Raw genomic sequence first — 25,346 nt, forward strand, 5'->3', positions numbered from 1 at the left:
CGCCGCGACGCTAACCCCTAAGACGCCCTCGCGCAACACGCACACCGGTAGGGGAGGGGGCGCCTCGGTTAGGGGTGTCGACCGAATACGCCGCGCTCCTAGCCTTATTCCTGCGGAAAGCTGCACTCCCACATCGGTTCTCGACTGCGACGCGTGGGTAGCGAAGACCAGACAGCCGACCATGAAGGAGCCACCCCGTTGACCAGTCTCGATACCATCGACGTCTTCGATCAGGAACGCTATCTGGACGGCCCGCCGTACGAGGACTTCGCCCTCCTGCGCCAACAGGCACCGGTGTTTCACCACACCGACCCCGAAGTGCCCGAGGGACATTGGGCGCTGACCAGGCACCAGGACATCGTCTACGTCGCACGCAATGCCGAGCTGTTCTCGTCCGAACAGAAGGGCTCGCAACCGCAGGAATTCGACGAAGTCGCCATCGATGTGCAACGGCGCATGATGATTCACCAGGATCCGCCGAAACACAGCCGGGTGCGCACCCTGGTCAACCGTGGCTTCACCCCGCGTGCCATCGAACGGCTCCGCCCGCAGATCGCTCTCGAATGCGAGCAGATCGTGGACAACGCGCTCGCCGCAGGCGAATTCGACCTGGTACGCACCGTGGCGGCCGAACTGCCGCTGATCGTGATCGCCGAGCTGATGGGCATCCCGCGTTCGGACCGCCAGCACATCTTCGAGTGGTCGAGGGCGATCGCCGGTCAGACCGACCACGAGGCGGGCGGTGCTGAGGCGACCCGCCAGGCGGTCGTCGACATGTCCGGCTATGCCTCACAACTCGGGTCCGAGCGCCGTCGTTGCCCGCTGGACGACACGGTGACCAAGATGGTCAGCCCCGACGACAAGGGCAACCAACTCACCGACGAGGAGTTCCAGGCCTTCTTCATCCTGATGACGGTGGCGGGCAACGAAACCACCCGTTACTCCATCGCCGGTGGCGTCGAGGCGTTCGCGCAGTTCCCCGACCAGTGGGCGCGCCTCAAGGCCGATACCAGCTTGGCGCGTACCGCCGCCGAGGAGATCGTGCGCTGGGTCTCGCCGACCAAGGTGTTCCGCCGCACCGCCGTCACCGACACCGAGGTGGGCGGTCAGCTGATCGGCGCCGGTGACAAGATCATGGCGCACCTGGTGTCGGCCAACCGTGACGAGGCGGTGTTCACCGACCCGAACAGCTTCGACATCGGCCGAAATCCCAACCCGCACCTCGGTTTCGGTGGCGGTGGTCCCCACTTCTGCATCGGCAAGCACCTGGCCGTGTTGGAGATCGAGTTGATGTTCAAGGCGCTGGCCGAGCGCGTCGAGCGGATCGAGATCACCGGCGCGACACCGCGTTTGCGCTCCTACCAGTTCACCGGAATCGTGGAGATGCCCGTCCGCGTCATTCCGGCCTGACCAACCACTCGGGCCGTGCCGATCCGCGAGGTATCAGCACGGTCCGGTAGCGGCCTGGGGTGCGCGACATGCGCACCTGATCGGTGATGCCCCGGTAGTGGCCGAGCGGGGTCCGCGCGGTGAAGCTTTCCGGCGGCACGCTCGTGTGCGGCGCGGTGGAGCCCGCGGTCGCACGGGCGTAGTCCTTGTCGAAGCACCGCATGCCGAGAATCCACAGTGCCGCACGAGTCAGTGAGATGTGCACGCGGTAGCTGCCGCCCTCGGTGGCGCGTCGGGTCAGCGCCTCGACGATGCCCGCCGTCAGCAGCCAGGCGACGATGTAGTCGTTAACCACCGTGATCGGAGACAGCGCCGGTGCGTCCGGTTCGCCTTCGCGCAGCATCATGCCGGTCAAGCAACCCGCCGTCTGATCGAATCCCGCACGGTCGGACCATGGTCCGTGTTCGCCGTTGAGCGAGATGGTGGCGTGCACGACGCCAGGACGGATCCGTGCGACGTCCTCGGCCGAAAGGCCGACCCGGTCGAGGTAGCCGTTGCGCCGATTGGCGAAGAAGACATCCGAGTCCGCGAGCAATGTCCGCACGATCCGCGCACCGTCGGCATCGAACGGATCGATGGTGCTCGACCTGATACCGGTGTTCGCGGTCAGGTAGGTGACGTCGTGCTCGAACTCGTTGGGGCGCCACAGATTCAGCACATCGGCGCCGTGCAGCGCCAGCGCACGTCCGGTACCGGCCCCCGCGATCACGTGACCCATGCCGAGTGCGCGCACGCTGTCCAGTGGCTGACCGTCGGTCGTGGTGGGCAGGAACGGTTCCGGATCGCTTTCGGCGATCTTGGTGATCTCGATCAGCGGAAGGTCGGCGAGCACGTCCCGGTATTGCGTTTCGACAAGCAACTCCTCGGTGCTGCGCAACATCGGCAGCACCACCCCCGCCTCGACGGCAGCCTCCTCCAGTTCCCTGCCGCGCCAGCGCGCGATCGCCGCGCCGACCGCGGTGACGTCGTCGGGTACCCCGAGCAGCCGCTGCGCCGCGACCTTGATCTTCGGATACGGATTGAGCGGCATCACCCAGCGATCGTCGGCGGTCCGATAGAACTCGAAACCGAAAGCGGGGGAGGCGTTGGCGGGCGCACCCGCCGGGTATCCGTTCAGCTTCTCCCACCGGCCCTCGTGAAATGGGCACAGCCGGTGGATCGCCGTCCTGAGGTCGACGGAGATGTCCTGCCCGGCGCCGCCGCGCACGCGCGACAGCTTCGCGATCGCGGCCGACTTGGTGGCAAGGCCGATCGCGGACGCGGCACCGAGGCGCAGCGTGCTGGGAACGATGGGGTCGGCACCGGCGAACTCGACGGTGCCCCCGGTGTCTTCGGGACGCATCCCGATTCCGGCGAGTACCTCGGCGAATTCGGCGTGCGGGTCGAAACGGTCGTCGGTGGCCGGACTTGCCACAGTGTGGCGCAGCCGGTCGGTCAGCGAAGCTTCCAGTGACACCATGTGATCGACGGTAGGCATCGCTCTCGTGGCTCGCCATGACCGGTGCGCGAAGGTGAACATGACGGTCGCGGACAGATCACCGTAGTGTGAGTGGGTGGAGATGCTGCACCTGCGCTACTTCATCGCCGTTGCCGAGGAGTTGAATTTCACCCGCGCGGCGACTCGTCTGCGTCTGTCGCCGCCACCGCTGAGTCAGCGGATCAAGGACCTCGAACGCCAGCTCGGTCGCGAGTTGTTCATCCGCAGCCACCATCGGGTGGAGCTGACCGACGCGGGCCAGACCCTGTTGCCCGTGGCGCGCGAGATCATCCAACGCTTCGACGCGGTATCGGCTCTCGTGCACGAGTCCACCGGGACTCGTTCGCACACCGTGGTTCTCGGCATCGCGCCGGAGGTTTCGGTGCAGCTGCGCACGACGGTGCTCGGCGCGCTGGCGGCGCATCCCGATATCGCGGTGCGGTTGCATCCCGCGGAGGGCGGGCGGCTGTTGCGTTCGCTGCACGCGGGGGAACTCGACCTCGCGTTGGTCACGGAACCGGCCGCGGTACACGGCATCGGCAGTGTCCGGTTGGAATGCCAGCCGGTCGGTGTGGTGGTCGCCAGCGGCATCGGCTTCGACGGGCGGGCCTGCGTTCGACTCGAGGAGCTCGCGCATCTGCCCTACGCCCCCATGGGTTTCGACGCGGGACCGATGCTGCTGAAGTCCGTGGAATACACCTTGCGCAGCATCGGCGCTCAGCGTTGCTCGATGATCGACGCGAGCAGCCCCGGCGGCGTTGCCCACGTGGTGGCCACCGGTCAGGCCTTCACCATTGTCGGCCGCTGCTCGGGCAGCAAGAAGGTCTTCGCCGACGAACAGGTGCTCGTCCTGCCCCTGGAAGGTATCGACGCCACCGTCACCACCGTCGCGGCGTGGCGCGAAGACAGGGTGCGCGACGGCGGTCCCCTCGTCGGTCCCGTGCGCACACTGCGAAGCCTTGCCGCGCACCGGGTTCCGCCGGAGTCGGTCGACCAGAACGAGCCGTCGCGCGCCGTGAGCAAGGGCAGCGGGTAGCCGACTCGGGTTGGCCAACTCGACACCACCCGCGCCGACTCGCGCGGCGCAACCCCAAGGCGCGCGTGTCGGCCATCCCGGCAGCCCAGTCAGAAGCACCCGACTGGACGACTGGCCCGCCCCGACAGTTATGGCGCATGGGCCGACGACGAGGGCTCCGTCACCGGGCTCATGGGGGCACTCGACCGGTGGTACCGAAAGCACCGCGCCTACCGCGGTCGTTTCCCTATGCCACGCGCTCGAGGCTGGGCGCACCGGTGCCTATTGCGCCTTCGACCGTGAACACGAGGTCGCGCCGGTATCGACGGCGGAAACGTCGTGCCACAGCAGTGTGGCCTTGGACGGTGAGAGCGCCTGTCCAGCAATGTCTTTCGTGACCGAGGGCCTCGGCGGAGTGCTGACGGTGGTGGCAGTGCGCGGTCACCGTGAGAGCGAAAAACCGCGCGGTGGTGACGAACTCGTATCGTCACCACCGCGCGGTTTGTCCGTGATTCAGCGTCAGCCGTTCAACCGGCCCTCGATGGCCTCGATGATGCGTGGACGCAGTTCGGCGGCGCTGACCACCGCGTCGACCGAACCGACCTCGACGGCGCGTTGGATATTGTGCACCCGGTCGAATTCCGCGGCCACCTGGTTGAGCTTCTCGGTGCGGACCGACGAGCGGGTCTCGTCGAGTTCGGCGGCCAGGGTCGCCCGCTCGGGGCCCGCGGCATTGGCGGTACGCGCTTCCAGGTCGCGCACCCTGTCGTCGGCGGCGGTACGCGTGCTCACCTCACCGGCGAACACCACGGCGGCGGCGGGAGCGCCACCGAGCACCGAGGCGAACGAGCCCTCGAGCGCGAGCACCGTCATGTTCGGGTTCAGTGCCTTCGAGAACACCACGAACGCACCACCGTGATACCGCGAGATCACGCAGAACACGATCGGCCCTTGGAAGTTCACGATCGCGCGACCGATCTCGGCGCCGTACTCCAACTGCAGCTTGCGCAGCGACTCCGGGGAGCCGTCGAAGCCCGACAGGTTCGCCAACACCACCAGCGGCCGGTTGCCGCTGGCCGCGTTGATCGCCCGCGCCGCCTTCTTCGACGACCGGGGGAACAACGTGCCCGCGGTGTAGGCGTCGGGGCCGTCGGTGGGCGGGAACCCACGGCGCACCACATTGCGCGACTCGATCCCGAGCAGGCTCACCGGAATACCGTTGAGGTGCACGTCTTGCACCACCGCGGTCTCGGCGTCGACCATGCCAGCCCAGCGCTCCAACACCGGATGGTCCTGATCGGACACCGCGCGCATCACGGTCCGAATATCGAAGGGCTTCTTGCGGTCCGGGTTGAACTCGGCCGAGAAGATCTGTCCGACGGTCGTGAATTCGCTGTCGGCCACCGTGTGCGGGAACTCCCGCACATCGCGGTCGGCGGGGTCGGTGGTCGGTACCCGACGCGGCCCCTGCTCACCCGGCGCGACGTAGGTGTGGTCGTAGTGCGACATCAGCACGGCGCGTGCGGCATGCAGGTTCGGCGCCCAGTACTGCGCCTGGCCGTTCGGACCCATCACCCGGTCGTAGCCGCCGATACCGAAGTTGTCTTCGGCCGAAACACCACCGGAGAAGTCCAGTGCCTGCTTGCCGGTGAGCACCATCGCCGACTCCGGCGTCATGATCAACACACCCTTGGTGTGCATGAGCATCGTGGCCTCGGCGTTCCAATACGGCTGCGCGCCGACATTGATGCCGGAGACGACGATATTGATTTCGCCGCCGTCCTGGGTGAACTCGACGATCCGCTTGAGCGCGGCCGCCACCCAGTCCATGTTCTCGGTGCCGGATTCCATCGAGATCCGCGCACCCGAAGACAGCGCGTACCACTCGAGTGGCACCTGCTTGCTTTCGGCGAGATCGAGGGCGGCGATGATCCTGCGGCACTCCGGTTCCGACAGCGCGCCGAGCGATTTCGTCGGATCGCCGAGCAGCACCACCCTGGTGATTCCCTCGGGGTGCTGCGCGGTCGGGGTGGTGACCACACCGGCGACCATCGCCGCCTTGTTGCGTCCCTTCGGCCGGTCGACCGGCACCAAGGTGTACTCGTCGGACAGGTCGTGTTCGGTGAAATCGCCGAGCAGGCTGGTCAACTCGTAGGGGTAGACCGTGTTGCGGCTGCTGGCGCGCAACACCTTCTGGCGGTACTCGTCGAGCGGTTCGACCGGCTCGTCGGAGGGCTCGCCGATAATGACGTCGGTCCCGCCGGTGGCGTCGAAGGTGATCCGCACCGAAACCTTGCGCAGGTCGCCGGACTCCTCGCGCTGACGCCCGATGAGCTCGATCTCCTCCAACCCGGTGCCCGCGGTCTTCGACACCATGCGCCCGACGATCGACTGCAGCTCATCGCGGGTGAGGTCGCTCGGCGGCCAGATGTAGACCACGATGCGGTTGGTGTTGAACCGCTTCTTCGACGGCCGCCGCGACTGCGCGCGCCGAATCGAATCCAGGCAGGTCGCCACCGTGTTCTCGGCCGTCGGCAGCGCCACCAGGCGGCCGTCCTGCTCGCGCAAGGCGGTCAGGTCGCGGACCTGCGCGAACGCGACGAGCCGGTCGTCGTTGGGGTTCGACGGTGCGACACAACGGAACAGGTAGATCTCGTCGTCGTCCGAGGACGGCAGGCGCGTGAGATCGAACTTGCTCAGCCGCTCGATCTGCATCCGCTGCGCGATGTAGGGGTGCAGGCCACGGATGAGGCGTTCCTCGGTCATACCGGTCGCCGAGGGGCGGAAGGTGAAGTGGTGGTGCATCACCGAGGCGCCGCTGCCCGCCACGGTGGCGGTGATCCTGCGAACCCGTTCCGGCAAGGGGTGCGCGCGGATCACCTCGTGCAGTGCCGCCGCGATCGAGTCGAAGTCGGCGGGCTGGTTTTCCCAGCTCAGGTAGATGTCGGCGTCGACGGTGTCGGCGCCTTCGGCGGATTCGGTGAGCCCACGCAACGCGAGGTCGAGGGCGTCGAAACTCACCGCAGCGGAGATCAGGCTGGATTCACCGCGCCCCGCGATGACGAACGTCTGCCCGTTCACGTCGTGGGTGCGGATACCGGTCAGGCCCTTGTTGCCGTAGTAACGCCTGGTCAGTACCTCGAGAATGACAGTGTTGTCGGACTTGCCGCGCACCAGGCGCTGTCCGAGCAGCCGCACCAAAGGTTCTGTGCTGCGCACCAATTGGGCGACGCGCTCGCCGCGATCCGCCGAATCCGGGTGTGCGTCCAAATGACTCAGGTGCTTGCGCGCGTTGGTGTAGACGCGGGCACGGTTGCGCCGCAGCAGCGGCTGGCCGTACCAGGCATAGACCAGACCGCGTGCGAGGTCGGCGATCACCGGGAAACGCACCTGGGTGGCGCCGACCAGTCGCTCCAGTGCCAAACCGGCCGGCTCACGCAGCGCGCGGTCGGGCAGCGGTTCGCGCAGCCACTCCTGCAACAGCGTGGTGATCACGGTGACGGTGGCCGAGGGACGCTGCTGAGCGAGGAAGATGCGGAAGACCGCGGCCTCCAACTCCGGTGTGCGCTCCAATTCGCTGATGCCGTAGTGCCCGAGCGCCTTGGCGAGCTTCGCCTGGAACGACTCCGGCAACCCGGCCCGCTCGACGTCGAGGCTCTGCAAGTAGGTGTGGAAGTACTCGCGGGCGCTGTGCACGTGGCCGTGGCTGCCGTCCTCACCCGAAGGCCGGTTGAGGCTGAGTTCGGCGAGGTCGATGAACGCCTCGATCAGTTCGAGTTCTTCGCCGAGCGGTCGGCGATCGTCGGCGATCGCGGTCCTGCGCGCGGCGAGGTAATCGTCGAGCACGCGCCGATCGTCGTGCGGGTCGACGTCGAAGCCGAGCAGCAGGCTGCGCAGATCCTCTTGGCCGCGTGCGGTCCGCTCGAAGGCGTGGATCTCGGTCGGCCGCGCGGGCAGGTCCAGTTCGACGGACTCGGCGGCTTCGGTCTGCGCGTCGGCCGCGTCTTCGTCGTCGGCGATCGGCTCCAGCCGCAACAGCGGCGCACCGGTCTCGACCTGGCTACCGACGGTGACGACGGATTCCTTCAACCGCGCCTTGAACGGTGCGCGCAGCACCGTCTCCATCTTCATGCTCTCCAGGACAAGCACGGGGGCGCCCGCCTCGACCTCGGCACCGACCTGCAACGGCGTCGCGACCACGAGTGCGGGCGCGGGGGAGCGTACGACACCGCCTTCGTCGCGGCTGACCCGGTGCATCACACCGTCGACGTCGACGAGGTGCACCGGACCGTGGGTGCCGGTGGTGAGCTTGTATCGGGTGCCGTTGACGACGACCTGTCCGGTGTGCCGGTCGAAGCGCTCGAGGTCGACGTCGGCGGTGTGGATGTCCTCGCCCGCTTCGATGCCGATCCGGAATCGGTGCGCGCCGATACGTGCCACGCGCAGGCGGTATTTCGCGCCGCGCAATTCGAAATCGAGGGGTTGTCCGCTCTCGTGCTGCACCTGTGGTCGTCCACCGGAGGCCGAGGAGAGCAACCGCTGCCGTTCGCCCTGTTCGGCGTCCTCGTAGGCGTCGATCGCCGCGGCCGCGAGGGCGACGGCGGAGTGCCGGTGCGAGACCAGCCTGCCCTCGCCGCGCACCCGGTCGATCCAGCCGGTGTCGGCGCTGGCGTCGATCACCTCGGGCTGGCTGAGCAGATCGAGCACGAAGCTCTTGTTGGTGGCGCCGCCCTCGATGATCACCCTGGTTTCGGCCATCGCGCGCCGCAGCCGGCCGAGCGCTTCGTCACGGTCGCTGCCGTAGGCGATGATCTTGGCGATCATGGAGTCGAAGTCGGCGGGGATGGTGTCGCCTTCGCTGACTCCGGTGTCGACTCGGATGCCGGGTCCCGCAGGCAGATCCAGGCGGGCGATGCGGCCGGGGGCCGGTGCGAAGTCGCGGTCGGGGTCTTCGGCGTTGAGCCTTGCCTCGATGGCGTGACCGCGTTCGGCGGGCTGCTCGCCGTCGAGCGTGTTGCCCGATGCCACCCACAATTGGGCCTTGACGAGGTCGAATCCGGTGGTGGACTCGGTGATCGGGTGCTCGACCTGTAGCCGGGTGTTGACCTCGAGGAAGGCGAACAGCTGATCGCCGGGGTGGTAGAGGAATTCGACGGTCGCCGCGCCGCGGTAGCCGACCGCGAGCGCCAGGCGCTCGGCCGAACCCTTCAGGTCGGCGGCCTGCTCCGCGCTGAGCACCGGCGAAGCCGATTCCTCGATGACCTTCTGGTTGCGCCGCTGCACCGAGCAGTCGCGAACACCGAGCGCCCACGCGGTGCCTTGACCGTCGGCGATCACCTGGACCTCGACGTGGCGCGCGCCGGTGACCAGGCGTTCCAGGAAGACGACGCCGCTGCCGAAGGAGCGGGCGGCCTCTTGCCTGGTGCGTTCGTAGGCGTCGACGAGTTCGGCTTCGTTGGTGATGACGCGGATGCCGCGCCCACCGCCGCCCGCGGTCGCCTTCAACATGAGGGGGTAGCCGATTCGCTCGGCGGCTTCCTTGGCGGCCTCGACGGATTCCACCTCGCCGCGGCTCCACGGTGCGACCGGGACGCCGACTTCTTCGGCGATCAACTTCGCGCCGATCTTGTCGCCCAGCTTGCGCATGGCCTCCGGGCTCGGACCGACGAAGGTGATGCCGATCTGTTCGCACAGTTCCGCGAATGCCGGGTCTTCCGCGACGAATCCCCAGCCGACCCACGCGGCGTCGGCGCCGGTGGCGACCAGCGCTTGCTCGAGCTTCTTGAGGTCGAGGTAGGGGCGTGCGGCGGCGGGGCCGAGGTCGTAGGCGATGTCGGCTTCGCGCACGAAGGTCGCGCTCCGGTCGACATCGGTGTGTAGAGCGACGGTTTCAATCGCTTGCCCGGTCTCCGCGGCCAAGTCTCGGACAGCGTGGATAAGCCGCATGGCGGCCTCTCCGCGGTTCACGATGGCGATGCGCCTGAACACTCGCCGACTCCTTCCTCTTCGTCTGCATTGGCCCGGTCGGTGGGCGGCGGCCCACGGTGGCGTGTAAGCGTTTGCGGGCGTGGACCTTTTACTACACGTAAGCGGGTGTGATCGGGGTAATACTGGCTCTATCGTGGCAAGTTCCCAGATGATTACCGTCAGTGGTCAGCACTGTTCACCACGCGGAGGCTAGAACCGTGCTCTTTCACCGTCAACCGTATGGGTAGGTACCCGTCGGTATTTGTGAAATTTCGGTGTGCGCTGGTCCGATCGGGATTGGCTATGCCCGCTGCACTGGGGAAGGGTTTCGGCGAGTATCTGTGCGACATTGCCGCCGCGAAGACGGCTCGGACGTCGCGCACCTGCTGGCGCGACGTCCGGCGTTCTCGGGAATCTCGCTGTCGTGCGGTCGCTCGACGGGCGAGTGTGGCTACCGGCGGGGTACGTCGTGCTCGACGGGGTGTGCCGGGGTTACGGGGGTAATCGATGCGGGCGGCGGCGGGTGGCGTGAGTTCTCGGTCGCGGTGCGGGGTGTCGGGCCGCACCCGGTTCGATCCGCGCGTCGCGGTGAAATCGCTGCGCGCCCGGTTCGGTCTGCTCACGCACCTGCCGCGGGTGAGTGGCGGCGGGTGGCGTGAGCTCTCGGTCGCGGTGCGGGGTGTCGGGCCGCACCCGGTTCGATCCGCGCGTCGCGGCGAAATCGCCGCGCACCCGGTTCAGTCCGCTCACGCACCTGCCGCGGGTGCCAGTGCGACGTTCCAGAACTGCGCGTAGCGTCCGCCGTGGCGCAGTAGTTCCTCGTGTGTGCCCTGCTCGACGATGCGGCCGTTGTCCAGGAAGACGATGTGGTCGGCGTAGCGGACGGTGTGCAGGCGGTGGGCGATCATGAGCACGGTGCGCCCCGCCATCAGGCGTTCGATTCCGGCGTGCACGGCTGCCTCGTTCACCGGGTCCAGCGCGGAAGTCACTTCGTCCAACAGCACGATCGGTGCGTCGTGGAGCAGCGCGCGTGCGATCGAAACCCGTTGGCGCTCACCACCGGACAGTGCTGCGCCCGCTTCGCCGACCTTGGTGTCCCAGCCGTCGGGCAGGCGCGCGATCACCTCGTCCAATTGTGCCGCCGTCGCGGCGGCTCGCACCTCGGCGGCGTCGGCGTCGGGGCGGCCGAGGCGCACGTTCTCCTCGATGGTGCCGTCGAACAGGTACACGTCCTGGAAAACGATGGCGAGCTGACGCATCAGCGTTTCCGTGTCGATCGACCGCACATCGACCCCGCCCACTCGCACGACTCCGCGGTCGACGTCGTAGAACCTGGCGAGCAGTTGCAGCAGCGTGGTCTTACCGGCACCCGAGGTGCCGACCACGGCGACGCGCGCACCGCTCGGCACCGACAGCGAGACGTTGTCGATCACGGTGCGTCCACCGTGGCTCAGCACCACGGAGTCGAATTCGACGCCACCGTCGGTAGGTGTGCTCGGTGTGTGTGGCTGCGGCAGGGGTGCGGTGGCGAACAGGACGTCGAGCCGGTCGAGTTCGGTGCGCGCGGCGCGCAGTTTGCCCGCGATGTCGGTCAGCGAGAGCAAAGGGTCCGCGCAGCGCGCGGCGAGCACCAGGATCGCGAGAAGCTCTGCCGCACCGATGTTTCCACCGATCACCAGATAGGCGCCGAGAGCGAGGAGCGCGGTGAACATCGCCTGCACGGTAAGGGTGAGCGCGACGATGCCTGGCAACGCCGACACCGAGGAGCGCCGCGCCGCGCGCCGAATGCCGGACAGGGCGTCATCGAGCATGCCGAAGCGTTCGGTGCTTCGTCCACCCGCGCGCAGCACCGGTTGAGCCTGGAGGAATTCGATGACCCGCCCGCTGGCCTCGTCCGCCCGTTCGCTGCGTTCGGCGTCGGCGGCGGTCATCGAGTGTGCGGACACCCGCTGGACGACGGCGACGATCGGCGCCGCGACCAGCGCCGCCGCACCCATTCGCCAATCGAAGGCGAGCATGACGCCCACGATGGTCAGCGGTGTCAGGCAGGCGGAGGTGAACGGCCCGAGCAGGTGCGCGATCACGCTCATCGCACCCAATACGCCCTCGCTGCCGAGCGTCGACACCTCGCCGGTGCGCCGCGCGGTGAACCAGCCGAGTGGTAGCCGGACGAGGTGGTCGCCGAATCGATGAAACACGCTGTGCAGCAGGGTTGCCGCCACGCGAAACCCGGAAAGGTCGCTGAGGTAACGCAATACCGCGTAACCGGCCACCGTCGCACCGAACGCGATCAACCACGGCCAAGCATCGGCGGGGGTGTTGCCGAACAGTGCTCGCAGGATGGGGACCAGCAGTGCGTAGGACAAGCCTTCGACGATCGCGGTCGTCGTCATCAGTGCGAGGGTGCTGCGTACCGGTCGCGCGTGCTGTTCGCCGAGGATACGCAGTAGCGTCCTGATCATCGGGCCTGTTCTCCTTGCCTCGTGTCCACGTTCGCGGACTGTTGCGCGCGCAAGAACTCCGCGAATCTTCCGTTGCGGGCGCGTAGTTCGGCGGGCGGGCCTTGCTCGACGATCCGCCCGTCCTCGAGTACGACGACGGTGTCCGCATCGGCGACGGTCTCCAGTCGGTGCGCGATCACCAGGGTGGTGCGTTCGCCGCCGAGACCGGCCAGCGCACCGCGCACCGCGTGCTCGGTCTGCGGGTCGGCGAACGAGGTCGCCTCGTCCAGCACCAGCACCGGGGTATCGGCGAGCAACGCGCGGGCGATCGAAATCCGTTGCGCTTCACCGCCGGAGAGCTTGACCTCGTCGCCGATCACCGTTTCGTAGCCGTGCGGCAGTTCGAGTATTCGGTCGTGGATGTTCGCCAGCTTCGCCACCCGTGCTACCTCGTCGCGATCGGCGTGCGGCACGGCGAGTGCGATGTTGTCGGCGATCGAGGCGCGCAGCAATCGGACGTCCTGGAAGACGAACGACACCCACCGGTACAGCTCGCTCGCACCGATGTCGCGCAGGTCCACTTCGCCGAGCAGCACCGAACCGTCGGCCGGGTCGAAGAATCGCGGCAACAGTTGCACCAGTGTGGATTTGCCGCTGCCGGAGGGGCCGACGAGGGCGGTGGTGGTGCCGGGTTCGAGGGTGAGGTCGATGCCGCGCAGCACCTCGTGTTCGTCGTCGTAGCCGAAGCGCACTCCGCGCAACCGCACCCGATGCCCGTGCGGGGCGGTCGGGTGCTCCGGTTCGGGCAGTGGTGCCACCGCGAGTACGTCGCGAATTCGGTCGACCGCCCGACGCGCGGCCTGGATGTCGTCGAAACCGTGGCCGAGTGCCGCGACCGGCGCGGTCAAACCCAATCCGAGCAGCAGGAACGGCAGGAGGTCGGCCGGGGTCATCGATCCGGTCGTGATCAGCGATGTGCCACCGAGCAGCACCACCACCAGGACGAACGGTGGCGAAAGGGCCAACTGCATCCCGGCGGCGATACCGGCGATGCCGCGCACCCACCGCACGAAGGTGTCGGTGAATTCGTCTGCGGCGGTGGCGAATCTGCTGTGTGCGCGCTCACCGCCACCGAACGCCTTCACTACCGCGATGCCCTGTGTGAACTCGATCACCGAGCTCGCGATCCGTGCTATCCCCGCGTCGAAATCCCGCTGTTCACGCAGCCGGCCCGAGGTCATCATCAGCGGCACGAGCGCCACCGCGAGCGCGACCGGGATCAAGGTGATCAGCGTCAGGCGCCAGTCCACGGTGCACAGGTAGATCAACGACACGGCGGGGACGACGAACGCGGACACCAGTTCGCCCGGTGTGTGCGCGATCAGCGGGTGCACCGCGCTCACGTCATTGCCGACGACTTTCGCCAACTCGCCGGTCTTGCGGCGGGCGAACCAGCCGATCGGCACCCGTCCCAGCCGCGCGGCCAATTGTCGCCGAAACGACAGCTCCACCTCGGCGTCGAGCAGATGACCAACGCCGGAGGATGCCGCGGTGAACAGCAGCCGCACGAACAGCCCGATCGCGCCCGCGGCGACCACGAACCAGACGTTGCCGTGGTCGATCGGGTCGGGCGACAACAGCGTTCGTCCGAGTTCGACTACGGCCAGCAGTGGTGCCATCCCCGCCACGGCGCCGATGACTTGCGCGACCACCACCGTCGCGAAGCTCGGCAGGTAAGGACGCAGCAGGGTGGCCAGGCTCGGTGCGGCGGTGGGCGGTGGGGGTGCCGCACCGATGTCGGTCGTTGTCATAACTCTCCCGTAGTTTTAGTACGCGTATAATAATATTAGCGCGCACGTCCAACGATGGGAAGGTTCCGGTCGAAGGCGCGCTTCAACAACGGTTACGAGAAGATGGGTCGATGCCCGAAGACTCCGAAGATCCAGCGCCCAAGGCGGAAGGTTCAGTGCCCAGGGCTGAAGATCCGGCGCCCAAGGCTGAAGATCCGGCGCCCAAGGCGAAGGTCGGCCGCCCCGCGCGACTTTCACGCGAGTCGATCGTCACGGCCGCCGACCGACTGCTACGCACAGCGGGCCCCGAGTCGCTGTCCATGCGGCGTCTGGCCAAGGAGCTCGGCAGCACCCCGATGGCGCTGTACCACCACGTGCGCGACAAGGACGAGCTGCTGTTGCTGCTGATGGAGGCGCACGCCGAGCAGATTCCCCCGCTGGAATTCTCCGACGATCCCCGGCAGCGATTGCTCGAAGTGGCGTGCATGCTCTACGAACAGCTCGCCGCACGACCATGGATCGTCGAGGTGCTCGCCGGTGACGCACTCATCGTCCCCTCGGCCATGCCGCTGGTGGAAACCATCATGGCCGCCGCCGTCGACTGCGGCGCCACCCCCGAACAATCCGTCGACGTCTACCGCACCCTCTGGTACTACATCGTCGGCGCACTCATCCTGCGCACCAGCCGGGAACGCCGAAAGTCCCGCCCCGACAGCCCCTTCGACCGCGACGAAGCGCTCACCCACCTCACGGCCGACGGCGATCTGCCCACCCTCGCCGCCGTCGCCGACCGCTGGGACGAGCTGACCGCCCGCGACACCCACCGCGCGGGCATCACCGCTTTGGTCAACGGACTCCTCCCACCGAAGTCTGTGCGCTGACGGTCCCGCCGCGTCATGCTCGAATACGTCCGGCCCGGCGGTAAACGATGCCGTTTACCGCCGGGCCGGTGCCGGGGAATGGTGTCTCGTGTTCAGTTGTCGGCCTTGATCAGTCGCTTGGTGCTGCGGCGGAATGCCCAGACGATCACCAGGGCGGCGAGGACCGTCAGCGGCGTGCCGGTCGCGATCTTCGCGACACCCAACCAGCCCGTCGCGTCGGACACATACAGCCATTGCATCACCGCGAAGCGTGCGGCGAACACGGCCAGCGCCGCGCCGGTGGCGACGTCGTGGGCGCGCAGCGTCGGTCGATCCGCGCGCCACTCGTGCTTACCGCCGTGCACGGCGTTCCAGATGACGCCGGTCAGTGGTCGGCGGGCCAGTAGCGAGCCGAGCGTAACGAGGGCTCCTGCCGCCGAGGCCCAGATGCCGATCAGGAAGAAGCCACTGGCCGAGCCGGTCCACAAGGAAACGGCGCTCGCGGCGACAACGCCGAACAGTCCGCCCGAGGCCGACATGAGCGCTTCTCCGCGCAGTCGACGCCACAGGGTGAGCGCGGCGGCGGCGGCGATCGAGATCCCGATCGTGATCGGCAATGGGAGGAAGGCGTTGGCCGTCACGAAGATGATGACCGGCAGGGCCGAGTACACCATGCCCTTCGTGCCGCCCATTCCATCCAGCATGGCCTGTTGCAGGTTGGCGGGCTCGGCCGAATCGGCATCGTTCACGTCGGTATCGGCGGTGTGGGCGACCTCGAGGGTGGTCATGTCGTTCTCCCGGTGGTTGAGTGCGGAAGCGGCTGGCTTCTCAGCTGCGAGGTAAGGGGTGACGGCAATGTCGGTGCGCGGCATGTGGTGTTCGTCGCCGACTGCGTCGAGGCTCTCGCCGTGGGGGCGGTGCTTTGCCATGTCGTCCCTCTCGTTTCGATTGCGCTGAAACCAGCTAAAGCCGTGCCGTAGCGGCATACTCAACCCCAAAACAGAGTGATCCACTTCACATTTTCTACTGCCTGCCGCTCCGAACCTGCCGACTCGCGGCCCGCTGTTTGACTGTGCCGCAGCGGCACGATGTCCAATACACCCCATCCACCAGCGAAAGGACCTCCACATGGCCGCCGAATGGGAACACAAGGTGCTCACCTACAAGCTGAAGCTGAAGGGCTTCGACTACAGGCAAATCGAAACCGACCTCAACGAACTCGGCCGCGACGGCTGGGAAACAGTCAGTACCGTAGCCCCCAGCTTCGGCTCAGGTCAGGCCATCGAGATCGGCATCATCCTGAAACGCTTGCGCGGCTAGGAGTGTGCCCTCACCGAGGTGCGCGTCCGTAGCGGGTGAACTCGGCGGTGAGTTCGACGATGTCCTGTTCGTTGAGGCTGCGATAGCTCGGTGACTCGGTTCTTCGGAGATAGATCGGGTCATCGACCAACCATGCGGCGCGGCGCAGGGTGGTTTTGTCGATCTTGCGGGTGGCGGTGACCGGCATCTGGTCGATGAGGCGGAGGTAGCGGGGTGCCCATTTGGTACCGAGATCTGTTTGACGGGAGAGGAATTCGCCGAAGGCTTGCGGATCGAATCGACTGCCGGGGACGAGTTCGACGGTTGCCATGACCTGGTCCCCGGTGCGCGCGTCAGGGACCGCGTACACGGCCACCAGTGCTATGCAGGGAAATCGCGCCAGGATGCGTTCTACCGGTGCCGCGGAGAAGTTTTCGCTGTCGACCCGGATTCGATCATTGGCTCGGCCCGCGAAATAGAAGAATCCCGAATCGTCGCGGTATCCGAGGTCTCCGGTGCGAAACACCGTGCCGTGTAATCGTTCTCGGGTCGCGGCGGCGTTCCTGTAGTAGCCCTCGAACATCGCGGCGCCGGCGGTGTTGACGATCTCGCCGATGGCCTCCGACGCATTGAGTAGTTTACCTTCGGCATCGAAATGCGCTCTTGGGCACTGGTTTCCGCTGGTGTCGTGAATTTCGACCCGCATAGACTCGGGTGGTAGCCCCAGCGAGTTCGGTGGCGAATCCTGGCTCACTCGGATGACCACCCCGCCTTCGCTCGAGCCATAGCTTTCCGTCGGCCGCACGCCGAATCGACGTTCGAACTCGGCACGGTCACGCGGCGCCGCCTCGGTACCGAAGACCAGGCGCAGCGCGGTATCCGACTCGAGCGGCGATTCCGGTGCCGACAAGAGATAGGCGAGTGAGCGGCCGACATAGTTGAAGTAGGTGGCGCCGAATCGCCGAATATCGGGCAAGAATCCGGAGACCGAGAATTTGCGGCGCATGGTGAACGTCGCGCCCGCACGCACCGACGGTGCCCAACACGCCATGATCGCGTTGCCGTGGAACAGTGGCATGGCGTTGTAGGTGACGTCCGCACGGGTGATCCCGAACGGATTGGACGTGGCGAGCCTGACCAGCCTTCCGGTCGAGCAGATCACCGCCTTGGGTGCTGCGGTCGATCCCGAGGTGAAGGTGAGCAGCAATCGGGTGGTCGGTTCGCGTGCCGCGGGCGTCACTCGTGCGGGTTGTCGGCGTCCCGCCGCGACCAGATCCGACCATGTCGTGGAGTCGATTTCGAACACGCGGTCCGCGTCGACACCGGTGTCGAGTCCGGCGAGCAGGGGGAGTTGTCCGCTGTCGGTGACGATCAGATCGCAGTCGGTGCCGCGAATGTCGGCGGCGAGTTCGGTGCCGCGTCGCGTGGGATTGATGCCGACCAGCGTCGCGCCGGACAGGGCTGCCGCGCCGAGCAGAAAGATGTACTCCGGTTCGTTCTCCAACAGCACGCCGACGTGGAACATTCGCTCGGGTCGGCGAAGTCGGGTCAGAACGGCTGCGCGAGTGAAACATTCGTCCACCACCTGCCGCCAGGTCCACCGCGAGTCCTCGAAGAGCAGGCCGGGGTGGTCGTCGTCGGCGCGCGCGAGCAGCAGGTCGGCGAAGACGGAGGGTTGTGCGGCTTCCAGCCGGGACTCGGAGTTCGTCATGCGGATTCACCGCCTGGGGTGCGAGGCGCGAGATCGATCCCGGCCGCGAGGGTGAATTCGCCTACCGCCGTCACGATTTCGGCCGGTGTGTCCTGGGCGTCGAGCACGATTCCGAGTTCGTCGGGTTCCAGCGACTCCAGCGAAGCGAACTGTGAATCGAGCAGAGCGGTCGGCATGAAATGGCCGCTGCGTGTCGAAAGCCGGGCCGTGATCACGGCGGGCGAACCGCGCAGATGGACGAACGCCACCGTTTCGGCGGCCTCCCGCAACACGTCGCGATACTGCCGCCGCAGTGCTGAACACGCCACCACGCAACCCCCTGCCCGCGCACGCATTTCCTCGCGCACAGCCGCCAGCCACGGCCTCCGGTCCGCGTCGGTGAGCGCGATCCCCTCGGCCATCTTCGCGATGTTCGCCCGAGGATGCAGGTCGTCGGCATCCAGGAACTCGGCACCGGCCGACGCGGCGAAATGCCCCGCGATGGTCGTCTTTCCGCAGCCGGACACCCCCATCACCACCAGGTGCGCTCGATGCTCGCTGGCCATGGAAATCCTATTCGCCGTGCATGGATCTGTTCCTCGACCTTGCCCCACTCGCAGGGGTACCGGCAACCGTCGAAGGGTTTCGGCGATCTGTTTCATGCCGAGTCGTGGTCGACGTCTGTGATACGGCGGTGCGGGCCGGGTGCAGCTACGTGCGGGCGACCGTGGCGGGTCGGCTTCGAACACCGCATCGAGAGCCGCTGGTGCCGGGGTCGCGGGGACCGACATCGCCGGGTGCTGGCAGGACCACACGCGCCGAATCACCTGGCCGCCGAACAACGCCGCGCATGGCCGCACTCGGCGTCTACGGCGAGTAGGGCGCCGGTGCTTCATCCACGTCGTTCGGCGATCTCGCAGAGTCTGGTCAGGGATTCGGCATTGCGCGGATGCAGGATCAGCGCCTGCGCGAAGCTCGGTGTGCGGCGAGCGGGACCTTCGATGACGTGTTCGGTCATCCGAACCTCGGTGCGGTGGGCGTGCGTCTCGAGCAGGTCGAACCGTATCCCGGCCGCGCCGAACGGCCACAACCGCGCGGTCAACTCGAGCAGATACGGCCGCTCGCACGCCACCACGGTGGTCGCGTCTTCGACCGTGAACGGCCACACCCCCATGCAGTAATGAATCCGAGCCCCCGGCGCGGGCCACCCGGCGTCGACCGCACGAATATGCGAAGCCCCCACCACCCAGTTGGTATACGACCACCCATCGGCAAGCACCGCGAACACCGCCTCAGCCGAGGCTGAAACACTCCGCCGCACCACCTGCACCCACCTCCTCTTGCCCGGACCATTGCGGATTTACCGCAGGCGGGGACCGTAAACAGGTATCAGTGAGGCGCGGGCGCGTAGGCGCGAAGGAAGGTGTCTACCGCGCCTCGGCGAGCCTCGCTCTGCCCGCAGCACCGCGACCGGTGAGCACGCGCGCCTTCCTGTCGGACCTCGCGGATACGGTGTCCTGGTGAATCGCACCGACCGCCTGTATGCCCTGGTCGAGGAGATGCGGGCGGTGGCTCCTCGGCCGAGGAGTGCGCGCTGGTTGGCCGATCGTTTCGAGGTCAGCGTCCGTACGGTCGAGCGCGACATCAGCGCACTCCAGCAGTCCGGGGTGCCGATCTATGCCGAAACCGGTCGCCGAGGTGGGTACTGCCTGGACAAGGCGCGCACCTTGCCGCCGGTCAATCTCACCCCGACCGAGGCGGTTGCGATGGCGGTGGCGTTGCGACAGCTCGAGGGCACACCGTTTCGGGAGAGCGCGGGCACGGCACTACGCAAACTGGTCGCGGCCATGCAGCACGACGACGCGCTGGCCGCCGACGATATGGCAAGCCGCACGTACCTTCTCGGGGAAGAGACGGTCACTCCGTCGATTCCCCGCGCGCTCGCCGACGCGGTGGCCGCACGCCGCGTGCTGCGTATCGGATACGGCGACCGCGCGAGCGCGTCGACGGTGCGCGAGATCGAACCGCTGGGTTATGTCGGAACGCCGAGCCACTGGTACCTGGTGGGGTGGTGCCGATTACGTGACGCCTTGCGTGTGTTTCGCACCGACCGGATCACCGCGGTCTCGGTGACCGCCGAAATCCCGCGACACCGTGTGCTGCGCCGCGAGGACCTGGACATCCCGTACGGAAAGGTGCGCCAACTCAGCGTGCGCTGAGGAGCCGGTCCGCACCGTTCGGCAGTTCCGATTCGAGGACTGCCGAACGGTCGGCACGCATCATGTCGTGGGAGTCGTGAAGACCGAGAAGTGGTTTCCCGAGGGGTCGAGGATGTGCGCGAACCGCACGCCGACCGGATTCGTCTGTGGCGCGACCAAAATCTTGCCGCCCGCCGCTTCGGTCCTGTCGCACGCGAGGTTGACATCGTCGACAAGCACCGAGAAAATCGCGTGGTTGGGCGCGGTGCCCTTGTTGTCGAACAGAGCGCCCCGCAACCCTTCTCGGTCGCCAGTGGTGAAGATTTGGTACGCGGGATCAGGACTCTTCGTCTCATCCTGCGCGACCGTCCACCCGAACACGTCGCCGTAGAACTTCTTCGCCGCCGCAGGGTTGTCGGTGCCGATCTCGAACCACCCGATGCCATTGATGCCGGTCATGTCGTCCCTTTCGTAGCGCGCCGGGTAACTCCCGACTCGATCTACTGTGGGCGGCACGGGCGACAACCCGCTGTCGGTGTTTACGTCCCGTTTCCGAGACCGCGACCGCACCGCCCGGAGGTTCGCGATAGCGAGGGATAGCATCAGTCGCTATCCTGGTCACGGCGCGGCTGTCGCCGGGGTCGGGGTAGAGGTTGTCCTGCCGGTCCGGTCCGGCAACGAAGGTGGTCGGCACAGACCTCGGCGAGTTGCCGAGGAGGTCCGTGGGGCGTAGTTACCGGATCGGGTCGGCTGCGGGCACACGCGATTCGGCCGAACGCCGCTGTGTCAACCAGGTTCCCGCTGGTGCGCACGGCAAACCGACGTCCTTGAGCGTCAAAATGCCGGCGGGCGCGGCGGCGACGTCGAGGGCGGCGCTGACGGCTGGCATGGCGGTCATCGTGTCCCATTCGTGGTTGCCCCAGCTCTCCGGCGGGACGAAACGGATGCGGGTGTGCACTTCGGGTTCCCCCTCGATGACGACGTGGTAGTGATCGTCGTCGAATTCCCAGTTCCCGTTGAGCTTCTCGGTGAGGTACCAGGCGACGTTCGTCTGAACGACGGCCTTGCCGTGTACCTTCCCGTTCCATCCGCCGCGCAGGGCGGCGATGGTGTCCTTGCGCAGGCTCAGCCAGCCGAGATCGACGTCCTCCGAGGCGGTTTGGTGCTCGATGAAGAACTCCAGGTCATCGAGCTCGTAATCCAAGGCCACCGCCATGCGCTGGACGGAATCACGAAACGTGCTGAGCCACAGCTTCGCCATCTCGATCACCTCGGGCGTCGCTTCCGCCAGCGAAAAGCCCAGTGCCTGCCAGGTTTCGGCCGACTCGTAGACCGAGACGTCCGCCGACTCGGAGATGGACACCCGCTGGATGTCGCGACAGACCGCCGTCATCGCCGTCACCATCGTATTGATCCAGCCGGGATTGATACCCGTGATGTAGAGGGAGCTGTTGCCGCGTTCGCAGGCCGCTGCGAGCGCCTCCCGAGTCGCACCCTGAATGCCGCCGACATTGAGAAAGAGATTCGTGCTGATGACGTCGAGTCCGCTGTCGAGCAAGCGCACGACGTGGTCGAGGTCGGCCATGAACGGGTTGTAGAAGACGGTGTCGGCGTCCAGTGCGACGAGTGCGTCGATGTCGGAAGTGGCGAGCAGTCCGGTATCGGGACGCCCACACAGCGCACCCGCGTCCGTCCCTGCCTTGTCGGCCGAATAGGCATACACGCCAACGAGTTCGAGCCGAGGGTCATCGAGCACCCCCCGCAGGCTGAGCTTTCCGACCTTGCCGGTGGTCCACTGGATGACGCGTAACTTGTTCATCGGTTCCTCGGGTCGTGCGCCGGTCAACTGGTCGGATCACCGATGTCGGGCGGCAGCGCCCCTCTCGAGAGAATGACCCATCGGAACTAGGGTAATGTAATTCTCTCTATTGGGTAGGAATCTTCTGAGTTCGGTACTCGGAGGGTGTCACCGGGCGTGCCGTCCAGGCCGCGCCGCACTCCTCGTCGACCCGTGCCAGCGATCGCCGTCTCCCGCGGCGGGATCGATCGCCCCTACCTACCGTTGCGCCGAAACTCCCTGCGGCGTGGTCTCATTTGGTCGATCAAGACCGCCCTGGCCAGCCGCTTTCAATGGCCCACGGGATCGACTCGACGTCGCAGCAGGCAGAATTCGTTCCCCTCGGGATCGGCGAGCACGTGCCACGAATCCGCCGCGGTCTGGCCGACGTCGATCTTGCGCGCACCCGCCGCGAGCAGCCGCTCCAGCTCGGCGTCCTGATCGCGATCGGTCGAGTTCACGTCGAAGTGCATCGGTAGCTTCGCGCGCTTGGGCTCGGCGTCGGGGATGAACACGAGCGTCGGCTGTAGCCCACCGAAACCCCCTGGCGGCCCGATCTCCACCGCGCCCCGATCCCAGTCGAGCACGACATACCCGAGTACCTCGCACCAGAAGTCCGCAAGCCGCTTCGGGTCGGTGCAGTCGATGATGAGTTCGGTAATCCTGCAAGCCATGCGCGTGACGCTACGTGTGCGAGATTCGGCGTGCGAGTTCTTTTGGCGGACGACTGAGTCATCGACGCTATCGACGATGTGCGTGGCCGTGGGGCAGTTGACGTGAGCACGGTGGGGGCGGCATCCAAGGATGAATCGCGGTTGCGCGCTCGTCGCACACAACGAGAAGCCGCGATCGTGCTGAATCATGGTGACGGCAGGTTGGTCGGTGCGGTCTTCGAGTCGCAACCCAGTGGCGCGGGGGCTACCCGTCCGCACTCATGTCCGGGTCGACACGACGCAGGGCTGAGGCGAGCCATTCTGTTCGGCGGTGTTCGGTGGGCATCGCGGTCAGGCCGTATGTTGCTTCCGTGATTCCGTCGGCGGTGTTGCCGAGTAGCGCCAGGACTCCGCCGCGTTGCACGGCCGCGAATCCCGTGCTCCACCAGTACATCGACGCGGGTGGGCTGATGCTGTCGGCCGCTGCTGTTGCCTCGTCGGCCCGCACGAGCGCGCGCTGGGCCGCAGTCGGTTCTCTGTGCGTGGCTAGGAGCTCGGCTCGCCGCATTCGACCGTAGGCCGTGACCACGGGGTGTGCGTCCCGCACCGCCAGCGCGGCATCCGACAGTCCGATGACGGCGTCGTAATTTCCGGCACTCACCGTCACGTAGCCGAGGAAGCCCAGGCTGTGCGCCAGTCGGTCCGGTTCGCGGGATTCCTTCGCCAAACCGACCGCCGTCGCGACGGTCCGTCGAGCGGCGGTATCGGCGCCGATCGCGTGCTCGAGCCACCCGCGATACTGCATGATCTCCGAAGCCAGTGCCGCTGCCGCGTCGCGTTCTGCCTTTGCCTCGCTGGCGAAAGTCTCCGCCATTTCGGCCATGCCTCGGACCGCGGGTAGCACGGTCAAAGCCCCGGCCGCGTCCTCGATTCGGCGCGTGGCCGCCAGGATCGTGGCCACATCCGACAGCGCGGCCGCATCCACCCGCGCGGGGGTTCGCGCGACCGTCGTCAGCCGTTCCACACCGGTGCCGAGCACCCGCTCGTAGGCGGCGACGACTCCTGCGGGTACCGGTCGCCGCCCGGTTTCGATCAGCGACAGATATGCCTTGCTGTAGTAGCTGCGTTCGGCCATGGCGCGCAATGAGATACCCGCCGCTTCCCGGGCGGCGCGCATGAGCGCTCCGGGTTCCATAAATCCAGCCTAACGCGGCTGCTCACCTGTGAACGGTCAAGCGGCGCGGGTCTGCTCGGCCTGTAAACGGCTGTGGACGCGGAATTGCGCGTCGGTGCTCGCCTGTGTCCGCAGCGCGACGGTCGGCAACCGGTCGGCCTCGTATCGGTCGAAGCGGCTCTCGGGCAGCGCCGTAAGAGGCATGATGGAAGTCCTCGAAAAATTGGTGAGGAAGACACCGCGACATGGCAGACAGTAGTTCACTGCGGCGGCGACGGGCTGCGCTGGAGCAGGAATGGTCCCGTCGGGTACCTGGTTCGTCGGCGGAGGCGAGCGACGCGGACTTGCGCCATGAAGTGGCGCAGTCGTGGATGCGTTCGTTGCAGACGGTCGACCCGGCATGTGACAGCGCGCCGAGCAGCGAATCCGAGGATGTCGGGCCGCGCTGGAAGCGTTCACCGTTGCGCGGTCCGGTGACCGAGCTGGCCGATCAGCTGCACGGAATCGCCTACGACGCAGGCTATGTCGCCGCGATCACCGACGAGGACGGCACGATCCTCTGGTCCTATGGCGGTCCGGTGATGCGGCGGCGTGCGGAGCGGGTGAACTTCGCGCCGGGTGGACGCTGGGACGAGGCGCACATGGGGACGAACGCGCTGTCGCTCGCCCTGCGGACCGGTGAGCCGAGCACCGTGTTCTCGGCCGAACATTTGGTGGCGGCCCTGCACGGGTGGGTCTGTTACTGCGCGCCGATCCGTGCGTCCGACGGTCGTCAGCTCGGCGTCCTGGATCTGTCCACCACCTGGGATCGATCCCACCCGCTGGCCATGTCGACGGTGCGGACACTGGTCAGTGCGCTGGAGAGCAGGCTGCCCATCGAGGCGCCTGCCGGTGTGCAGCTCCGCTGCCTCGGCGCGTCGGCGATGACGCGAGACGGCGCACCGGTTCGGTTGCGGCGCAGGCAGATCGAGATCCTCACACTGCTCGCGCTCGAACCCGACGGCTACACCCCCGACCGCCTGCACTACGCCATCTACGGTGATCGCCCCAGCGTCTCGAGCACCCTGAAAGCCGATGTCTCGCATCTGCGTCGAGCCACCGGCGGTGAGATCGCCAATCGCGTGTACCGGTTGACCGCGCCGCTGTCCTGCGACGCCGTCGATCTGCTCGCCGCGCTCGCGGCCGGTGATCTCGCTGCCGCGATCCGGCTCTACCGCGGTCCTCTGCTGCCGGGGTCGGATACGCCCGGAGTCGTGTATTGGCGCGAATATCTCGAGGTCGCGATCCGCACGGCCGTCTTGTCCAGCGACAATGCCGAGCACGCGCTGCGCTACGGCGAGCGCGCACCCGACGACATCGAGGTGCACGAGCACGCGCTGCGATTACTCCCGGATCGCGATTCCCGTCGAGCGGTCGCCGCCGCTCGTTTGCACGCCACCTCGCGAAGCTGAGCGTCGCCGCTTGAGTCAACGTTGTGCCAACCCTCCGGATGCATA

Annotated in this window: 19 protein-coding genes; 6 read left to right on the forward strand and 13 right to left on the reverse strand. The window is 67.0% G+C overall.

The window, feature by feature from the left end:
• Window positions 1-198 precede the first annotated feature (198 nt).
• The gene (locus ABEA50_RS27160; protein WP_345499017.1) at window positions 199-1,410 is read left to right on the forward strand and encodes a cytochrome P450; all 1,212 of its coding nucleotides are present in this window, start codon (window positions 199-201) and stop codon (window positions 1,408-1,410) included.
• On the opposite strand, the gene ABEA50_RS27165 is transcribed toward ABEA50_RS27160, so the two are convergent.
• Complete coding sequence (locus ABEA50_RS27165) at window positions 1,397-2,908, reverse strand: CoA transferase (protein WP_345499019.1); 1,512 nt, start codon at window positions 2,906-2,908, stop codon at window positions 1,397-1,399. The two genes, ABEA50_RS27160 and ABEA50_RS27165, sit on opposite strands and share 14 nt — an antisense overlap.
• A gap of 100 nt (window positions 2,909-3,008) precedes the next feature.
• Between ABEA50_RS27165 and ABEA50_RS27170 the strand changes: the two genes are divergently transcribed.
• Window positions 3,009-3,962, forward strand: coding sequence for a LysR family transcriptional regulator (locus tag ABEA50_RS27170; RefSeq protein ID WP_345499199.1), 954 nt, complete (start codon window positions 3,009-3,011; stop codon window positions 3,960-3,962).
• Between the two features lie 498 nt (window positions 3,963-4,460).
• Here ABEA50_RS27170 and ABEA50_RS27175 read toward each other — a convergent pair whose 3' ends face one another.
• From ABEA50_RS27175 to ABEA50_RS27185, 3 genes are all read right to left on the reverse strand, one after another.
• Entirely contained in the window at window positions 4,461-9,929 is a 5,469-nt protein-coding gene (locus tag ABEA50_RS27175; protein WP_345499020.1) for an ATP-binding protein, read from the reverse strand.
• Window positions 9,930-10,654: 725 nt separating this feature from the next.
• Window positions 10,655-12,370, reverse strand: a complete 1,716-nt coding sequence (locus tag ABEA50_RS27180; RefSeq protein ID WP_345499022.1) for an ABC transporter ATP-binding protein — start codon at window positions 12,368-12,370, stop codon at window positions 10,655-10,657.
• A complete protein-coding gene (locus ABEA50_RS27185; RefSeq protein WP_345499023.1) occupies window positions 12,367-14,160 on the reverse strand; it encodes an ABC transporter ATP-binding protein in 1,794 nt (597 codons plus the stop codon). The genes ABEA50_RS27180 and ABEA50_RS27185 overlap by 4 nt, the downstream gene beginning before the upstream one ends.
• Before the next feature lie 110 nt (window positions 14,161-14,270).
• Here ABEA50_RS27185 and ABEA50_RS27190 point away from each other — a divergent pair, with 110 nt between their 5' ends.
• Window positions 14,271-15,020 carry a TetR/AcrR family transcriptional regulator gene (locus tag ABEA50_RS27190; protein ID WP_345499025.1) on the forward strand — a complete coding sequence of 250 codons (750 nt, stop codon included), beginning with the start codon at window positions 14,271-14,273 and terminating at the stop codon, window positions 15,018-15,020.
• A 92-nt stretch (window positions 15,021-15,112) separates the two neighbouring features.
• Here ABEA50_RS27190 and ABEA50_RS27195 read toward each other — a convergent pair whose 3' ends face one another.
• On the reverse strand, window positions 15,113-15,928 hold the full coding sequence (locus ABEA50_RS27195) for a DUF3159 domain-containing protein (protein WP_345499027.1): 816 nt from the start codon (window positions 15,926-15,928) through the stop codon (window positions 15,113-15,115).
• A gap of 199 nt (window positions 15,929-16,127) precedes the next feature.
• On the opposite strand from ABEA50_RS27195, the gene ABEA50_RS27200 reads away from it, so the two are divergent.
• A complete protein-coding gene (locus tag ABEA50_RS27200) occupies window positions 16,128-16,319 on the forward strand; it encodes a DUF4177 domain-containing protein (protein WP_345499028.1) in 192 nt (63 codons plus the stop codon).
• A gap of 10 nt (window positions 16,320-16,329) precedes the next feature.
• Here ABEA50_RS27200 and ABEA50_RS27205 read toward each other — a convergent pair whose 3' ends face one another.
• The 3 genes from ABEA50_RS27205 to ABEA50_RS27215 all read right to left on the reverse strand — a co-directional run bounded on the left by ABEA50_RS27205 (window position 16,330) and on the right by ABEA50_RS27215 (window position 19,267).
• Window positions 16,330-18,009 carry an AMP-binding protein gene (locus tag ABEA50_RS27205; protein WP_345499030.1) on the reverse strand — a complete coding sequence of 560 codons (1,680 nt, stop codon included), beginning with the start codon at window positions 18,007-18,009 and terminating at the stop codon, window positions 16,330-16,332.
• The gene (locus ABEA50_RS27210) at window positions 18,006-18,554 is read right to left on the reverse strand and encodes a gluconokinase (RefSeq protein WP_345499031.1); all 549 of its coding nucleotides are present in this window, start codon (window positions 18,552-18,554) and stop codon (window positions 18,006-18,008) included. Before ABEA50_RS27210 ends, ABEA50_RS27205 begins: the two co-directional genes overlap by 4 nt.
• 326 nt (window positions 18,555-18,880) lie before the next feature.
• Window positions 18,881-19,267: an SRPBCC family protein gene (locus ABEA50_RS27215; protein WP_345499033.1), complete on the reverse strand. Its 387-nt coding sequence runs from the start codon at window positions 19,265-19,267 to the stop codon at window positions 18,881-18,883.
• Window positions 19,268-19,508: 241 nt separating this feature from the next.
• On the opposite strand from ABEA50_RS27215, the gene ABEA50_RS27220 reads away from it, so the two are divergent.
• Complete coding sequence (locus tag ABEA50_RS27220) at window positions 19,509-20,207, forward strand: helix-turn-helix transcriptional regulator (protein WP_345499034.1); 699 nt, start codon at window positions 19,509-19,511, stop codon at window positions 20,205-20,207.
• Between the two features lie 60 nt (window positions 20,208-20,267).
• On the opposite strand, the gene ABEA50_RS27225 is transcribed toward ABEA50_RS27220, so the two are convergent.
• The 5 genes from ABEA50_RS27225 to ABEA50_RS27245 form a co-directional block, all read right to left on the reverse strand.
• On the reverse strand, window positions 20,268-20,645 hold the full coding sequence (locus tag ABEA50_RS27225) for a VOC family protein (protein WP_345499035.1): 378 nt from the start codon (window positions 20,643-20,645) through the stop codon (window positions 20,268-20,270).
• A gap of 274 nt (window positions 20,646-20,919) precedes the next feature.
• On the reverse strand, window positions 20,920-22,005 hold the full coding sequence (locus ABEA50_RS27230; RefSeq protein WP_345499036.1) for an NAD(P)H-dependent amine dehydrogenase family protein: 1,086 nt from the start codon (window positions 22,003-22,005) through the stop codon (window positions 20,920-20,922).
• Window positions 22,006-22,313: 308 nt separating this feature from the next.
• Window positions 22,314-22,697 carry a VOC family protein gene (locus ABEA50_RS27235; RefSeq protein WP_345499037.1) on the reverse strand — a complete coding sequence of 128 codons (384 nt, stop codon included), beginning with the start codon at window positions 22,695-22,697 and terminating at the stop codon, window positions 22,314-22,316.
• 244 nt (window positions 22,698-22,941) lie between these two features.
• Window positions 22,942-23,871, reverse strand: a complete 930-nt coding sequence (locus ABEA50_RS27240; RefSeq protein WP_345499039.1) for a helix-turn-helix domain-containing protein — start codon at window positions 23,869-23,871, stop codon at window positions 22,942-22,944.
• Window positions 23,872-23,907: 36 nt separating this feature from the next.
• Window positions 23,908-24,054: a hypothetical protein gene (locus ABEA50_RS27245; protein ID WP_345499040.1), complete on the reverse strand. Its 147-nt coding sequence runs from the start codon at window positions 24,052-24,054 to the stop codon at window positions 23,908-23,910.
• Window positions 24,055-24,095: 41 nt separating this feature from the next.
• On the opposite strand from ABEA50_RS27245, the gene ABEA50_RS27250 reads away from it, so the two are divergent.
• A complete protein-coding gene (locus ABEA50_RS27250) occupies window positions 24,096-25,301 on the forward strand; it encodes a transcriptional regulator (RefSeq protein ID WP_345499041.1) in 1,206 nt (401 codons plus the stop codon).
• Window positions 25,302-25,346 lie beyond the last annotated feature (45 nt).

Origin of the sequence: Nocardia callitridis, from assembly GCF_039543305.1 — a bacterium.
In the GTDB taxonomy this organism is placed as follows: domain Bacteria; phylum Actinomycetota; class Actinomycetes; order Mycobacteriales; family Mycobacteriaceae; genus Nocardia; species Nocardia callitridis.